Below are 15,888 nucleotides of genomic sequence, written 5' to 3'. Positions count from 1 at the left end.
GGTATAATAGATTGAATTTTGTTTAAGAGAGAGAAAAAATGTCAACTTTAGAAATGTTAAAATCAGAATTGAACGGAATTGATATCCGTTTTGATGAACCTTTGAAACAATACACTTATACAAAAGTAGGTGGAGCTGCCGATTATCTGGTTTTTCCGCGAAATCGTTATGAATTGGCACGAGTGGTAAAATTTGCTAATCGGGAGCAGATTCCTTGGATGGTACTAGGAAATGCTAGCAATATCATCGTTCGTGATGGTGGTATTCGTGGTTTTGTGATTATGTTTGATAAATTAAATGGTGTTGCAGTGGATGGCTACACCATTGAAGCAGAAGCAGGTGCTAATCTCATCGAAACGACACACATTGCACTTCATCATAGCTTAACAGGTTTTGAGTTTGCTTGCGGGATCCCAGGGAGCATTGGTGGAGCTGTCTTTATGAATGCTGGTGCTTATGGTGGTGAGATTTCGCATATTTTACTTTCTTGTAAAGTATTGACACGGGATGGAGAAATCAAAAATATTAGTGCTCAAGACATGAAATTTGGCTATCGCCGTTCTTACGTTCAACAGACAGGTGATGTGGTGATTTCTGCCAAGTTTTCCTTAGCACCAGGTATGCACCGTGTGATTCGTCAAGAAATGGAACGTTTGACCCACCTTCGTCAATTGAAGCAGCCTTTAGAGTATCCTTCTTGTGGCTCTGTTTTTAAACGTCCGGTGGGGCATTTCGCAGGGCAATTGATTAGTGAAGCAAATTTAAAAGGGTACCGCATTGGTGGGGTAGAAGTTTCGACAAAACATGCAGGTTTTATGGTCAATGTTGATAATGGAACTGCAGCAGATTATGAAAATTTGATTGCACATGTGATTGAGACAGTGAAAGTTCATTCTGGTGTGACTTTGGAAAGAGAAGTCCGCATTATTGGCGAGAAATGAGTGTCTCTAGCGGCAACATTCATATTATTCTCTAAAAAAATCAGTCAGGACAAGACTTTAATCTGTCAATCTATGAAAAAGAAGGAATTTATGGCAATTGAACAAACCAATCATTGAATTTAAAAACGTATCAAAGGTTTTTGAAGATAATAATACAGTCGTCTTAAAGGACATCAACTTTGAGCTAGAAGAAGGCAAATTTTACACACTTCTGGGTGCATCAGGATCAGGAAAATCAACCATTCTAAATATCATCGCTGGCTTGTTGGATGCGTCCAGCGGTGATGTTTTTCTTGACGGCGTCCGAATCAACGATATTCCGACCAACAAACGTGATGTGCATACGGTGTTTCAGTCCTATGCCCTTTTTCCGCACATGACTGTTTTTGAAAATGTGGCATTTCCGTTGCGTTTGCGTAAAGTTGAAAAACAAGAAATAGAGCGACGGGTTGCAGAAGTCCTGAAAATGGTGCGTTTGGATGGTTTTGAGAAACGCTCTATTCGCAAATTGTCCGGTGGACAACGCCAACGAGTGGCTATTGCGCGTGCTATTGTCAATGAACCGCGGGTTGTTTTGCTGGATGAGCCTTTGTCTGCACTAGATTTGAAGTTGCGGACAGACATGCAGTATGAATTGCGGGAATTACAGCAGCGTTTGGGAATTACCTTTGTCTTTGTCACCCATGACCAAGAAGAAGCACTGGCCATGAGCGACTGGATTTTTGTGATGAATGACGGGGAGATTGTGCAGTCAGGGACACCTGTTGATATATATGATGAACCTATCAATCACTTTGTAGCGACCTTTATCGGCGAATCCAATATTCTTCCAGGAAAGATGATTGAAGACTATCTGGTTGAATTTAATGGCAAACGATTTGAAGCCGTTGACGGAGGAATGCGTCCTAATGAGCAGGTGGAAGTCGTCATTCGTCCAGAAGATTTGCGGATTACACTTCCGGAAGAAGGAAAACTGCAAGTTAAGGTTGATACGCAGCTTTTCCGTGGCGTGCATTATGAGATTATCGCTTATGATGAATTGGGCAATGAGTGGATGATTCATTCGACTCGCAAGGCCATTGTCGGAGAAGAGATTGGGCTGGACTTTGAACCAGAAGACATTCATATCATGCGGCTTAATGAAACAGAGGAAGAGTTCGATGCTCGAATTGAAGAATATGTGGAAATGGAAGAGCAAGAAGCTGGCTTAATCAATGCCATTGAGGAGGAGCGCGATGAAGAAAACAACCTCTAATCTTTTTGTTGCTCCTTATATTCTTTGGATTTTATTATTTGTATTGGCGCCTGTTGCCATGATTGTTTGGCAGTCGTTTTTCAATATCGAAGGTCATTTCACCCTTGAAAACTACAAGACTTACTTCGCTTCGCAAAATCTGACTTATCTCAAAATGAGTTTGAACTCTGTTTTATATGCGGGGATTATCACAGTTGTCACCTTAGTAATCAGTTACCCAACGGCATTTTTATTGACGCAACTAAAGCACAGACAGCTTTGGTTGATGCTCATCATCTTGCCGACCTGGGTCAATCTGCTTCTCAAAGCTTATGCTTTTATTGGGATTTTCGGACAAAATGGCTCTGTCAATCAATTTTTAAGTTTTATTGGGATAGGTGCTCAGCAAATCCTGTTTACAGATTTCTCTTTTATTTTTGTAGCCAGCTATATTGAGCTGCCCTTTATGATATTGCCGATTTTTAATGTTTTAGAGGATATGGATCAAAATCTGATCAATGCTAGCTATGACCTTGGTGCCAATCGTTGGGAAACCTTCCGTCGTGTCGTTTTTCCTTTATCTATGAATGGCGTGAGAAGTGGTGTGCAGTCTGTCTTTATTCCCAGTCTCAGTCTTTTTATGCTGACGCGTTTGATCGGTGGCAATCGCGTTATTACGCTAGGTACAGCCATTGAGCAGCACTTTCTGACTACACAAAATTGGGGCATGGGCTCAACCATTGGTGTTGTCTTGATTGTAGCCATGCTCGTTATCATGTGGGCAACGAAAGAAAGGGGAGAACGATGAAAAAAACTGCTAGTATTTATTTAACAGTCGTCTTCTTAATTCTTTATTTGCCGATTTTTTATTTGATTGGCTATGCGTTTAATGCTGGCGATGATATGAGCAAGTTTACAGGCTTTAGTCTGACGCATTTTCAAAATATGTTCAGTGATACTCGCCTGATGCTCATTTTGGTACAAACCTTTTTTCTGGCTTTTTTGTCTTCTTTGATTGCCACAGCAATCGGAACGTTTGGTGCCATTTATATTTATCAAGCCAAAAAGAAATACCAAGATGCCTTTTTATCGGTTAATAATATCCTCATGGTGGCGCCAGATGTCATGATTGGGGCAAGTTTCTTAATTCTTTTTACAACTATCAAATTTCAATTAGGTTTTCTATCCGTTTTGGCGAGTCATATTGCCTTTTCAATTCCTATCGTCGTCTTGATGATATTGCCACGGCTAAAAGAGATGAATGATGACATGATTAAGGCAGCCTATGATTTAGGGGCAAGCCAAGTTCAGATGTTAAAAGAAATCATGTTGCCCTATTTGACACCAGCCATTATTGCAGGGTATTTTATGGCTTTTACCTATTCCTTGGATGATTTTGCAGTGACTTTCTTTGTGACAGGAAATGGCTTCTCAACCTTATCTGTTGAAATTTACTCGCGGGCTCGGCAAGGAATTTCGCTAGAAATCAATGCTCTTTCTGCTTTGGTATTTCTGTTTAGTATTCTTTTAGTGATTGGCTATTACTTTATTTCTCGTGAGAAGGAGGATGTGGTATGAAAAAGCTCTATTCATTTTTAATGGGCATTGTTGCCATTATCCTTGTCCTCTGGGGAGTGAGTTATCACATTGAAAGTCGGACGAAAAGTGGCTCTGGTGACAAACTGGTCATCTACAATTGGGGAGACTATATTGATCCAGAGTTACTGACGAAGTTCACCAAGGAAACGGGCGTCCAAGTCCAATATGAAACCTTTGATTCCAACGAATCCATGTACACCAAGATTAAGCAAGGCGGGACAACTTACGATATTGCCATTCCTAGTGAATACATGATTTCTAAAATGATGTCGGAACACTTACTAGAAAAGTTGGATCATTCTCAGATTAAAGGACTAGAAAATATTGGCAAACGGTTCTTAAATCAATCATTTGATCCTAAAAATCAATACTCTATTCCTTACTTTTGGGGAACGCTAGGCATTGTCTACAACACAGAATTAGTCAAAACAGCTCCTAAGCATTGGAGTGATTTGTGGCGACCTGAATATAAAAACTCTATCATGATGATTGATGGAGCGCGCGAGGTAATGGGTGTTGGGTTAAATGCTTTAGGTTATAGCCTCAATTCTAAAAATACTAAGCAATTACAAGAAGCAGTTGATAAGCTTTATACGTTGACACCAAATATCAAAGCAATTGTAGCAGACGAAATGAAAGGCTATATGATTCAAAACAATGCGGCGATTGGCGTTAGTTTTTCAGGTGAAGCACGGCAAATGTTGGAAAAGAATGACAAGCTTCGCTATGTTGTCCCAACAGAAGCCAGCAATCTGTGGTTTGATAATATTGTCATTCCTAAAACGGTAAAAAATAAAAAAGCTGCTTATCAATTTATTAACTTTATGTTAAGACCTGAAAATGCCTATAAAAATGCTTTGTATGTTGGCTACTCAACACCTAACATGCCTGCTAAGGCGATGTTGCCAAAAGAAATTCAAGAGGACAAAGCCTTTTACCCAGATGAAGAAACAATGAAGCACTTAGAGGTCTATCAACAACTCGGTGCTAAGTGGCTAGGAATTTATAATGACTTGTATCTTCAAGTGAAAATGTATCGGAAATAATGCTCCGTGAAAATTGTTTCGAGCCTTGTTAGCCATCGGACTGTTAAAGGCTGCGGATAAAGAAACCGAGGTTTCCATCAAAAACCTTCTGGAAGCCAGTTGGAGTCGTAGGACAGGATTCACGCAGTGAAGCTCATTCAGCTTTGTTGATTTTCATTGAGAGTATAAAATTAAATATAAAAAATAACGGAAGTTGAGCAACTCCTAGACCTTGGTCTGATTGGTTGTCTCGCTTCCGCTTTTTTAATTGCTAGAGCTTGAAGTAGTTGTATTTGTGTCGTTGTCAGTCGTTGTGCTGCTTGTCTGACTAGAGCTAGTATCGCTTGATGTATTACTAGACTGCGTGGTGTCAGAACTAGCGCTACTCGTTTCTGTCTCGCCTTGACTTGCAGCTGTTGTGTCGCTAGATTTAGCCCCGTCTGTTGTTGTTTCTTTCTGAATTTCTTTGATAATAGTTGTTTGTGTCGTCTGGCTACTTTTTGTCTTGGTATCAGATTTATTATTGTTCATGAAAGTCAAGATTGTAATTGTTGCAGTGATAATCCCAAGAATACTCCCAATCGTAGCAAGGGTCTTCTGAAAAGCAGAAAGTCCTTTTTTGATATGATGACGAGTAGGCGTTTTTTCTTCTTTTGCATTTGCCGTTTTGTTTTTCCGAGAATAATTTTCCATTGTGAGTTGATAATCTCCTTTCTCATCTTCATTATACCCTCTTTATTTAAAATTGTCTTAAAAAAATTCAAAATGTTGAAAATTTCATATAAAGCGATTGAAAATTGATTGAAAAAATTACCTTTTACAAAAAATCAGCTCCATCCTTGTCTGTCCTGTTAGCAGATAGAAAGAGCTGATTCACTTATAAGGAAGGAACTAGGAAAGATGTGCTTGCGCAACAGCTAATCGTGCAGCAGGAACGCGATAAGGTGAGCAAGAAACATAAGTAATGCCAATCTCTTGGAAGAAAGGAATAGAAGCTGGATCTCCTCCGACTTCACCGCAAATGCCAATTGGAAGTTCTGGCTTCACTTGACGAGCTTTAGAAATAGCTATTTTCATGAGCTCGCCCACTCCAGCTCGGTCAATGGTTTGGAATGGATCAAATGACATGATTTCTCCCTCTTTGTAATGCTGGATAAATTTTCCAATATCATCACGAGAAAAACCATAGGTCATTTGCGTCAAATCATTGGTACCAAAACTAAAGAAGTCTGCTTCCTCGGCTAATTGATCTGCGATAAAACAAGCGCGTGGCAGTTCAATCATTGTACCGATTTCATAAGGGAATGGCTGCATGTGATGTTTTTTGAAAATGTTATCAATATGCTGACAAAGAGATGTTTTGATTGAAACCAACTCCGCCTTTTCTGCGATTAAAGGAATCATGATTTCTGGTTTAATGACCATACCTTCTTTTGCTAGTCTTATAGCGCTATTAAAAATGGCTTCTACCTGCATTTTATAAATTTCAGGCTGTGTAATTCCCAAGCGGCAACCACGATGTCCTAGCATTGGGTTCGTTTCTTGTAGAGAAGTGATTTTCCGCGTTAGTGTATCAAGAGGTACTTGCAATTTCCCGGATAATTGCTCAATTTCCTGTTGTGTTTTTGGCAAAAATTCGTGCATAGGCGGATCTAGTAAACGGACAATCATCGGTTTATCTTGAATGGTTTGATACATCTGATAGAAATCTTCTTCTTGGAAAGCTAAAAGTGTCATTAAAGCAGACTTAGTTTCGATTTCATTCGTTGATAAAATCAATCTGCGCATTTCTAAAATCCGTTCCTCACCAAAGAACATGTGCTCTGTACGAGCCAGACCAATTCCCTTGGCACCAAATTGAACAGCTGTTTTCAAATCTTGAATGGTTTCAGCATTCGCTCGAACGGTTAGCTGTGCAATTTCATCTGCCCAAGAAAGGAACATCTGTAATTCGTCATTATTATCAATCATAGTGGTTGGAATGCTTCCAATGTAGAGTTTGCCGGAAGTGCCGTCTACAGAAAGGATGTCTCCCTCTTTTAAGGTTACCTTACCGCATACAAGTGTTTTTCCGTCTTCATTGATAGATAATTCTCCGCATCCTGCGACACAACAAGTGCCCATGCCACGAGCTACAACAGCTGCATGAGAAGTCATGCCACCGTGACTGGTCACGATTGCTTGACTAACTACCATTCCTTCAATGTCTTCGGGAGAAGTTTCTTGGCGAACCAAAATCACTTTCTTTCCAAGTGCATGAAATTCTTTGGCGCGCTCGGCAGTAAAGACAATTTCTCCTGTTGCGGCACCTGGACTAGCAGGAAGTCCCTGAGTTAAGTGATGAGCTGATGTTAAAGCTTTTTCTTCAAAAACAGGGTGAATCAGTTGGTCAATGGTAGAAGGACTGACTCGTAGGAGAGCTTCTTGCTTTGAAATCATTTTTTCGTTCACTAAATCCAAAGCAATTTTTAAGCTTGCTTTAGCCGTCCGTTTTCCGTTTCGCGTTTGCAGAATATAAAGCTTTTCTTTTTCAATGGTAAATTCAATATCCTGCATATCTTTGTAGTGTTTTTCAAGAATCTTGGCGTAGTTGCAAAAATCTTCATAGGCCTGTGGTAAGATTCGTTTAAGAGAGTCAATCGGTTCTGGAGTCCGAATACCAGCTACGACATCTTCTCCTTGGGCATTGAGGAGAAATTCCCCAAACAGATGAGGTTCACCAGTAGCAGGATTTCTGGTGAAAACAACGCCTGTGCCACTTTTTTGATCGCTATTGCCAAACACCATACTCTGAACATTGACGGCCGTACCTAAATCATGTGGAATGTGGTTCAATTCGCGGTAAACTTTAGCGCGTGGGTTGTTCCATGATTTGAATACCGCTTTGATAGCAGCGTAAAGTTGCTCTTTAGGGCTTTGTGGGAAATTTTGATAGTGTTCCTGATAGACTTCTTTATATTGTTGAATAAGTGATTGGTGCTCTTCTCTTGAAAAGTCATTGATTGTTTTATTCAATTGTTTTTCGGTCTTTTCTAAGCATTGGTCAAATTCTTCTTTGGGAATGCCGTAAACGACATCAGCAAACATCTGCAATAAACGCCGGTAACAATTGTAAGCGAAATTGGCGTTTGTTACGTCTGCTAAAGTCTGAACGCGTAAGTCATTTAGCCCAAGATTGAGAATCGTGTCCATCATACCAGGCATGGAAATTTTAGCTCCACTACGGACAGAAACCAGTAGTAGTGAGGGTTCATTCCCCATGAAAAATTTATTCGTTTTGGTTTCTAGTTCAGTAATCGCTTTCAAAACTTCCTCTTTTAAAATAGATTCGAAAAAGGAAGGAGTTTCTAAATAACGTAGACAACTTTGAGTTGTAATCGTAAATCCCTCAGGTACAGGTAGCCCCAAATGGGTCATTTCTGCCAAATTGGCACCCTTACCACCTAGTAGTGCCTTGTCTTCAGCGCGTCCTTCTTCAAAAGAATAAATCCATTTATCCATTTTTGCCTCCAATTTATTAAATATGTGTCATAATAAAAGACAAATACATTGTAATATACATCATATATGTTTGTCAACTGAAAAAACCAATCATAAATCGTTGACAAACGAGTTATATTTGTTATAATATGACACATAATGATGATTATTAAAGATTGAAGTTTTTAAAAGGAGTAACAGTTGAAATTAACAAAACGACAAAAAGAGATCGTTGAGATTGTAAAGAAAGATCAACCGGTTAGCGGTGAAAAAATCTCAGAACTGTTAGATGTGTCTAGGGCAACTTTGCGCTCAGATTTATCCTTTCTAACCTTAGTAGGGATTTTAAAAGCAAGTCCGAAAGTTGGCTACACTTATGCTGGTTCGGATTTGGAAATGCTCTTTTTCTTTGATACTTTTCAGAAGAAAGTTGAAGATGTCATGACATCACCAGTATTGGTGGCGCACGATTCGTTTATTCAAGATGCCATTATTACTTTATTTATGTATGATGCAGATGTTCTCTATGTGATAGATGAAAAAAAGCAATTGCTGGGCATTTTGTCGCGAAAGGATTTGTTAAGAGCGGCGCTCAATGCCAATATTGATGTGACACCGGTAGCCGTTTGCATGACCAGAATGCCGCATATAAAAACCTGCCATAAAGATTTGAATATCCTTGAAGCTGCGGCACTTTTGCAGGATTTTGCCATTGATTCCTTGCCTGTTGTGGAGGAGCAAAATGAAGGTCATATTATCGGAACAATTACGAAGTCAGCCTTGTTGGACTTTATTATCCAAGAAGCTAGAAATGCAGAAGTGAATAGATAAAAAAGGAGTTTTCATGAAACAAGAGATTACCATTTACGCTATTTCTGATTCTTTGGGAGGAACATCCCAAAAATTACTGTCAGCCGTTATGGCTCAATACCCAGATTTGATTTTTAATAATAGCTATCGTTTTCCTTTTATAAATAAGGAGTCTGAATTGTTGGATATTTTGCAGGACGCTATCAAAGATGACGCAGTTGTGATTAGTACCTTAGTAGACAGTCATTTGGCAGCAACTGCGAGGGAATTTAGCAGAGTCAATCATTTGTCTTATCTGGATTTGATGAATCCATTTTTTGAAATCATCAAAGAAAAAACAGGCACGCAACCGATTGAAGTTCCGGGAGTCCTGCACCGTTTGGACACGGAATATTTCAATAAAATTTCAGCTATTGAATTTGCTGTTAAATATGACGACGGCAAGAATCCGCAAGGATTTTTGGAGTCAGACCTTGTGATTCTAGGAGTTTCTAGGACTTCCAAGACTCCGCTCAGTATCTATTTAGCTAATAAAGGTTACAAAGTGTCCAATCTTCCCTTGATTCCAGAGGTTCCGCTACCGCAAATCTTGGATAAAGTAGATAGAAGAAGAATGATTGGGCTGGTTTGTGAACCGGATAAATTGGTCAAAGTAAGAAGTAACCGTTTGGATGCGCTCGGTTTGACACAAGCTACAAGCTATACAGATGTAGAAAAAATTTATGAAGAATTGGATTATTCTAAAAAAGTATTTCAAAAATATCAAGCACATGTTATCAATATGACAGATAAATCTATTGAAGAAACGGCTTGCATCATTGAAGAACATTTAAAATCTCTAGCTTCAAAATAAGAATTAAAGCCCTAAGGTGCTGTATTTAAACGAGGTGAACGAATGGAGCAATACAAACGAATTTTATTAAAAGAGTTTGATTCCAAGCAAAAGGTCATTACAGAGTTAATCAATCTGGAAGCTATTTTAAATTTGCCAAAAGGGACAGAATTGTATCTTAGCGATATTCACGGTGAGTTTGAGGCTTTTGACTACATCTTAAGAACCTGTGCGGGGAATCTGAATGAAAAAATCAATGACTGCTTTAGAGAGGATTTATCAAAAGCGGAAAAAGACAAGCTGACCTTGTTAATTGCTTACCCTCAGGAAGTTTTGAGTGATGGTTTTCTTTATCCTTTGAAAGACAAGAGCTGGTATGGAGAAATCATTCAAAACTTGTTGACTTTGCTAACCTTTGTGGCAGCAAAATACACTCGTTCCAAAGTGAGAAAGGCTTTGCCGCCACAATATGCTTATGTGATTGAAGAATTGCTCTATACAGATCGCAATCTGTCGGATAGTAATATTTATTTTGAAACGATTCAGAACTATTTGATTGATCTAGGCGAGGCAAGTCAGTTTATTTCGGCATTAGCAAAAGTAATTCGGCAGTTAATCATTGATCATCTTCATATAGTCGGCGATATTTTTGACCGAGGGGCAGCCGCAGATAAAGTAATGAATGAAATCATGGCTTATCATTCTGTTGATATTCAGTGGGGCAACCACGACATTATCTGGATGGGGGCTTTCTTCGGCTCAAAAGAATGTCTACTCATTCTCTTACGAATAGCTGCTAGATATGGCTATCTTTACGATATTGAGAGAGCTTATGGTCTCAATCTAAGACCGCTCGTCCTCTTTGCTGAAAAGACTTATTCGGAAAATGCAAAGTTCAAACCAAAATTAGGAAAAAGAAGCGATAGCTATTCTCCTAAAGAAATCCTCCAGCTGGAAAAGGTTCACCAAGCACTAGCAATCATTCAGTTTAAATTGGAAAATCAACTGATTAAAAGGCGGCCGGAGTTTGATATGGCTCAACATCTTACTCTGGATAAGATTGATTATTGGGAAGAAAGTATTCTAGTTGGAGAAAAGAAGTATTTTTTAGCTAATACTTGCTTTCAAACAATCAATCCTCAACATCCAGATCAGCTGACAGCCGAGGAAGAAGAAGTGGTTGCTACTTTGCTGGATTCATTCCAGCATTCTATTCAGCTCAAGAACCACATTTCTTTTTTGATGAACAAGGGCTCCATGTATAAAATTTATAACAGTCATCTTCTTTTTCATGGTTGCATTCCTTTGGAAGAGTCTGGAGATTTTCAACCTTTGCAGATCAATGAAATTCGCTATGCTGGTAAAGAATTGCTCGACTTTTTTGAATACCACATTCGAGAAAGTTCTAAAAATCCAGAGATTCAAGACGATTTCTCAACGGATCTTATCTGGTACTGTTGGAATGGAAAACTATCTCCCTTGTTTGGTAAGGATAAGATGACCACCTTAGAGCGTTATTTTATTGAGGATAAGGAAACGCACGTTGAAAAGGAAAATCCCTATTTCTCCTATCGGAATTCTGCTAAGATCTGCAAGTTGATTTTGGAAGAATTCGGTCTCTTTTCTGAAGATTCTAGGATTGTAAATGGGCATACACCTGTAAAAACATTGAAAGGCGAATCTCCAATCCGAGGAGAAGGCATGCTATTTGTCATTGACGGTGGGTTGTGTGAAGCCTATCAAAAGAAAACGGGAATTGCTGGTTATTCCTTGCTCAATAATTCATATGGTTTTCAAATTGTCACACACCAACCTTTTCAAAATGTGCAAAAAATGATTGAGAAGGCTGTGGATCTCTCATCCTTGAAGAAAGTGATTGAGCATGTCCGTGAGCGAACTTTGATAAAATCAACGACAATCGGGCAAAGCCTCATCGAACAACAACAGGAACTATCTGCTCTCTTGCATGAATTTTATGATTAACCTTTATGGCTCTCCAAGCCAAAACTTGGAGGGCCTTTTCATTTCAAGTTTTGCTGTTGTCCCCATTTCTTTTTCGTGTTACAATAGGAGTATTGAAATGGAGAGGTTTAAGATGATTTATTTAGACAATTCAGCAACAACCAAGCCTTACCCAGAGGCTTTGGCTACCTATACAGAAGTTGCTTCTAAAATTTGGGGAAATCCTTCTAGTCTCCACAGTTTGGGCAATCAGGCGACCCGCTTGTTAGATGCATCTCGCAGGCAAATTGCGGAGCTTCTCGGTAAATCCTCTCAAGAGATTTTCTTTACGTCTGGAGGGACGGAAGGCGATAATTGGGTTATCAAGGGTGTGGCTTTTGAAAAAGCGCGTTATGGCAAGCATATCATTGTGTCTGCTATTGAGCATCCAGCAGTGAAAGAATCCGCTCTCTGGCTGATGCAGCAAGGCTTTGAAGTGGACTTTGCGCCTGTTGATAAAAAAGGTTTTGTAGATGTTGAAAAATTAGCTACCCTTATCCGACCGGATACAACTTTAATTTCAGTCATGGCGGTCAACAATGAAATCGGCTCTGTTCAACCAATTGTAGCTATTTCAGAACTCTTAGCGGACAAGCCAACTATTTCTTTTCATGTGGATGCAGTGCAGGCAATAGCTAAGATTCCAACAGAAGATTATTTAACTGAGCGCGTGGACTTTGCGACATTTTCTAGTCATAAATTTCATGGTTTACGGGGTGTTGGTTTTGTCTATATCAAGTCTGGTAAGAAAATCAGTCCGCTGTTGAATGGTGGCGGTCAAGAATCAGACAAGCGTTCTACGACTGAAAATTTGGCGGGTATTGCAGCAACCGCAAAAGGCTTGCGCATATCTATGGAAAATTTGGAAACTTTCACCACACGAACCGCAAAAATGAAAGAGATTATCCTAGAAGAGCTAGCTAAGTATCCTGATGTGATGATCTTTTCAGGAATAAAAGAGTTTGCACCCCATATCTTGACTTTGGGAATTAAAGGTGTACGAGGTGAAGTAGTGGTTCATGCTTTTGAAGAGTATGACATTTATATATCTACTACGAGTGCTTGTTCCTCTAAAGCTGGCAAACCAGCTGGAACATTAATAGCTATGGGTGTTGAAAAATCCCTAGCTCAAACGGCTGTGCGAATTAGTCTGGATGCCGATAATGACATGAGTCAGATTGAGCAATTCCTGACAACGTTTAAACTCATTTATGAAAAAACTAGAAAAGTAAGGTAAACAATGCAATATTCAGAAATTATGGTTCGTTACGGCGAGCTTTCAACCAAAGGAAAAAATCGCATGCGTTTTATTAACAAATTGAAACGCAATATGCAAGCAGTCCTCTCTGTTTACCCAGATGTGCATGTGAAAGCAGACCGAGATCGTGCACATGTCTATCTTCACGGAACGGACTATCAACCTGTTGCAGAATCGCTTAAACAAATTTTTGGGATTCAAAATTTCTCTCCGTCTTATAAGATTGAAAAATCAGTTCCTGCTTTGGTTGAAGCGGTGCAGACAATTATGAAAGAAATTTATAAAGAGGGGATGACTTTCAAGATTGCCAGCAAACGCAGTGACCACAATTTTGAATTGGATAGTCGTGAGTTGAACCAGACCTTGGGAAATGCGGTCTTTGATGCGATTCCACATGTTCAAGTCAAGATGAAAGCGCCAGATATTACACTGCAAGTAGAAATCCGCGAAGAAGCAGCCTATCTGTCCTATGAAACGATTCGTGGAGCAGGCGGTCTTCCTGTCGGAACATCTGGAAAAGGCATGCTGATGTTGTCAGGCGGGATTGATTCACCCGTTGCAGGCTATTTAGCTCTAAAACGTGGAGTGGATATTGAAGCGGTGCACTTTGCTAGCCCTCCTTATACAAGTCCCGGTGCTCTCAAAAAGGCGCAAGATTTGACGCGCAAATTAACCAAATTTGGTGGCAGTATTCAATTTATTGAAGTGCCATTCACGGAAATTCAAGAAGAAATTAAAGCAAAAGCACCAGAAGCTTATCTGATGACCCTAACTCGACGCTTTATGATGCGCATTACAGATCGCATTCGTGAAGAACGTGGTGGGCTCGTTATCATCAACGGAGAAAGTCTTGGTCAAGTTGCTAGCCAAACGCTAGAGAGTATGCAAGCGATTAATGCTGTCACCAACACTCCCATTATTCGCCCAGTTGTGACCATGGATAAGCTGGAAATCATTGACATTGCTGAAAAGATTGATACCTTTAATATCTCAATTCAGCCCTTTGAAGATTGCTGTACCATTTTTGCCCCAGATCGTCCGAAAACCAATCCAAAGATAAAAAATGCAGAGCAATACGAAGCACGTATGGATGTAGATGCTTTAGTGGAACGTGCTGTTGCTGGTATCATCATTACTGAAATTACACCAGAAGCAGAAACAGACGAGGTGGATGAAATGATTGAGGGATTGTTGTAATAAGAACGGATTTTGAGATTGGAAGTTATTCTGGGAAGTTATTCTGGGAAATTATTAAAAATTACTAAAAGCTACTGAGTTAGTCTTTTGATAAAAAATACTTGTCAAATAATTCTAGAAATGCTATACTTAGAGAGTTGACTATGCACAGCCTGTGCAACCGCTCGAACATCGTCATAAGTGGTTCGTCCCACGATGCTAGGCGAGTCTTCACAAAATTAGGGGAAACCCGTAAAATTCATAGGAGGTGCATAATGAGCACATACGCAATCATTAAAACTGGCGGCAAACAAGTTAAAGTTGAAGTTGGTCAAGCAATTTACGTTGAAAAATTAGACGTTGAAGCTGGTCAAGATGTAACATTTGACGAAGTTGTTCTTGTTGGTGGTGAAAACACTGTTGTCGGAACTCCGCTTGTTTCTGGAGCTACTGTTGTTGGAACTGTTGAAAAACAAGGAAAACAAAAGAAAGTTGTTACTTACAAGTACAAACCTAAAAAAGGTAGCCATCGTAAACAAGGTCACCGTCAACCATATACTAAGGTTGTCATCAATGCAATCAACGCTTAATTTTTAAGGAGAGCACATGATACAAGCAGTCTTTGAACGAGCCGAGGATGGTGAGCTGAGGAGTGCAGAAATTACTGGACACGCCGAAAGTGGCGAATACGGCTTTGATGTCGTGTGTGCGTCGGTTTCTACGCTTGCCATAAATTTCATCAATTCGATTGAAAAATTCGCAGGCTATGAACCAATCTTAGAATTAAACGAAGAAGAAGGTGGATTCTTACGGGTAGAGATTCCTACAGATATTCCATCTCACCAAAGAGAAATGACTCAACTTTTCTTTGAATCATTCTTCTTGGGTATGGCAAACTTATCGGAGGACTCAGCTGAGTTCGTCCAGACAAGAGTTATCACAGAAAACTAACACGGAGGAAAAACATTATGTTGAAAATGAATCTTGCGAACCTGCAACTTTTCGCTCATAAAAAAGGTGGAGGTTCTACATCTAACGGACGTGATTCACAAGCAAAACGTCTTGGAGCTAAAGCAGCTGACGGACAAACTGTAACTGGTGGATCTATTCTTTACCGTCAACGCGGTACTCACATCTATCCAGGTGTCAACGTTGGACGCGGTGGAGATGACACTTTGTTTGCAAAAGTTGAAGGCGTTGTACGCTTTGAACGCAAAGGTCGCGATAAAAAACAAGTTTCTGTTTACCCAATTGCGAAATAAGAAATTAAAGACCCGTGCCTCTAAATGGCGTGGGCCTTTCTTGTGGGAATGAGAAATCATTTTAACAAAAACTTGCAGATAAAATGAACAATTTTTATCTTATAAGATACATAAGAGGTTGGGGTAGTCCAGTCAACCTATTCTGAGATAGCTGTAAACAATTTTGCAGCTATCTTTATTTTAAGTACATTTCACATGTGTTTTTTATGTATTTTAGTATCATATTAGTTGAATAATTCCAGTTATCAAAGTATAATATATAATGTAGGT

15 protein-coding genes and 1 other annotated feature are annotated in these 15,888 nt (G+C 39.5%); of the genes, 13 read left to right on the top strand and 2 right to left on the bottom strand.

What is annotated here, in order from left to right; translation table 11 throughout:
• Positions 1-38: 38 nt before the first annotated feature.
• The 5 genes from murB to IYQ23_RS01105 all read left to right on the top strand — a co-directional run bounded on the left by murB (position 39) and on the right by IYQ23_RS01105 (position 4,820).
• Positions 39-941 carry a UDP-N-acetylmuramate dehydrogenase gene (murB, locus tag IYQ23_RS01125; RefSeq protein ID WP_195673834.1) on the top strand — a complete coding sequence of 301 codons (903 nt, stop codon included), beginning with the start codon at positions 39-41 and terminating at the stop codon, positions 939-941.
• A 97-nt stretch (positions 942-1,038) separates the two neighbouring features.
• Complete coding sequence (locus tag IYQ23_RS01120) at positions 1,039-2,196, top strand: ABC transporter ATP-binding protein (RefSeq protein ID WP_021001568.1); 1,158 nt, start codon at positions 1,039-1,041, stop codon at positions 2,194-2,196.
• Positions 2,177-2,983, top strand: coding sequence for an ABC transporter permease (locus IYQ23_RS01115; RefSeq protein ID WP_003027522.1), 807 nt, complete (start codon positions 2,177-2,179; stop codon positions 2,981-2,983). The genes IYQ23_RS01120 and IYQ23_RS01115 overlap by 20 nt, the downstream gene beginning before the upstream one ends.
• Entirely contained in the window at positions 2,980-3,753 is a 774-nt protein-coding gene (locus IYQ23_RS01110; protein WP_195673833.1) for an ABC transporter permease, read from the top strand. Before IYQ23_RS01115 ends, IYQ23_RS01110 begins: the two co-directional genes overlap by 4 nt.
• Entirely contained in the window at positions 3,750-4,820 is a 1,071-nt protein-coding gene (locus tag IYQ23_RS01105; protein ID WP_024051798.1) for an ABC transporter substrate-binding protein, read from the top strand. The genes IYQ23_RS01110 and IYQ23_RS01105 overlap by 4 nt, the downstream gene beginning before the upstream one ends.
• Before the next feature lie 243 nt (positions 4,821-5,063).
• Here the strand turns inward: IYQ23_RS01105 and IYQ23_RS01100 are convergent, their stop codons facing one another.
• Positions 5,064-5,492, bottom strand: coding sequence for a DUF6556 family protein (locus IYQ23_RS01100; RefSeq protein WP_003032874.1), 429 nt, complete (start codon positions 5,490-5,492; stop codon positions 5,064-5,066).
• A 198-nt stretch (positions 5,493-5,690) separates the two neighbouring features.
• On the bottom strand, positions 5,691-8,300 hold the full coding sequence (gene ppdK, locus IYQ23_RS01095; protein ID WP_195673832.1) for a pyruvate, phosphate dikinase: 2,610 nt from the start codon (positions 8,298-8,300) through the stop codon (positions 5,691-5,693).
• 180 nt (positions 8,301-8,480) lie between these two features.
• On the opposite strand from ppdK, the gene IYQ23_RS01090 reads away from it, so the two are divergent.
• The 8 genes from IYQ23_RS01090 to rpmA all read left to right on the top strand — a co-directional run bounded on the left by IYQ23_RS01090 (position 8,481) and on the right by rpmA (position 15,618).
• Positions 8,481-9,110, top strand: a complete 630-nt coding sequence (locus IYQ23_RS01090; protein WP_003034927.1) for a CBS domain-containing protein — start codon at positions 8,481-8,483, stop codon at positions 9,108-9,110.
• 13 nt (positions 9,111-9,123) lie between these two features.
• Complete coding sequence (locus tag IYQ23_RS01085) at positions 9,124-9,942, top strand: pyruvate, water dikinase regulatory protein (protein WP_003032860.1); 819 nt, start codon at positions 9,124-9,126, stop codon at positions 9,940-9,942.
• Between the two features lie 42 nt (positions 9,943-9,984).
• Positions 9,985-11,904, top strand: a complete 1,920-nt coding sequence (locus IYQ23_RS01080; protein WP_195673831.1) for a fructose-1,6-bisphosphatase — start codon at positions 9,985-9,987, stop codon at positions 11,902-11,904.
• Between the two features lie 112 nt (positions 11,905-12,016).
• Positions 12,017-13,159 carry a cysteine desulfurase family protein gene (locus IYQ23_RS01075; protein ID WP_195673948.1) on the top strand — a complete coding sequence of 381 codons (1,143 nt, stop codon included), beginning with the start codon at positions 12,017-12,019 and terminating at the stop codon, positions 13,157-13,159.
• A 3-nt stretch (positions 13,160-13,162) separates the two neighbouring features.
• The gene (gene thiI, locus IYQ23_RS01070; protein WP_195673830.1) at positions 13,163-14,377 is read left to right on the top strand and encodes a tRNA uracil 4-sulfurtransferase ThiI; all 1,215 of its coding nucleotides are present in this window, start codon (positions 13,163-13,165) and stop codon (positions 14,375-14,377) included.
• Positions 14,378-14,525: 148 nt separating this feature from the next.
• Positions 14,526-14,597 (top strand) — a sequence feature (ribosomal protein L21 leader region).
• A gap of 34 nt (positions 14,598-14,631) precedes the next feature.
• Positions 14,632-14,946 carry a 50S ribosomal protein L21 gene (gene rplU / locus IYQ23_RS01065; RefSeq protein ID WP_003035040.1) on the top strand — a complete coding sequence of 105 codons (315 nt, stop codon included), beginning with the start codon at positions 14,632-14,634 and terminating at the stop codon, positions 14,944-14,946.
• 16 nt (positions 14,947-14,962) lie between these two features.
• Entirely contained in the window at positions 14,963-15,307 is a 345-nt protein-coding gene (locus tag IYQ23_RS01060) for a ribosomal-processing cysteine protease Prp (protein WP_003032850.1), read from the top strand.
• A 17-nt stretch (positions 15,308-15,324) separates the two neighbouring features.
• A complete protein-coding gene (gene rpmA, locus IYQ23_RS01055; RefSeq protein ID WP_003032879.1) occupies positions 15,325-15,618 on the top strand; it encodes a 50S ribosomal protein L27 in 294 nt (97 codons plus the stop codon).
• Positions 15,619-15,888: the final 270 nt, after the last annotated feature.

Origin of the sequence: Streptococcus sp. HF-100, assembly GCF_015594635.1 — a bacterium.
In the GTDB taxonomy this organism is placed as follows: domain Bacteria; phylum Bacillota; class Bacilli; order Lactobacillales; family Streptococcaceae; genus Streptococcus; species Streptococcus vaginalis.
Note: the sequence above shows the minus strand (reverse complement) of the source record. Positions and strands in the feature narration are given on the sequence as shown.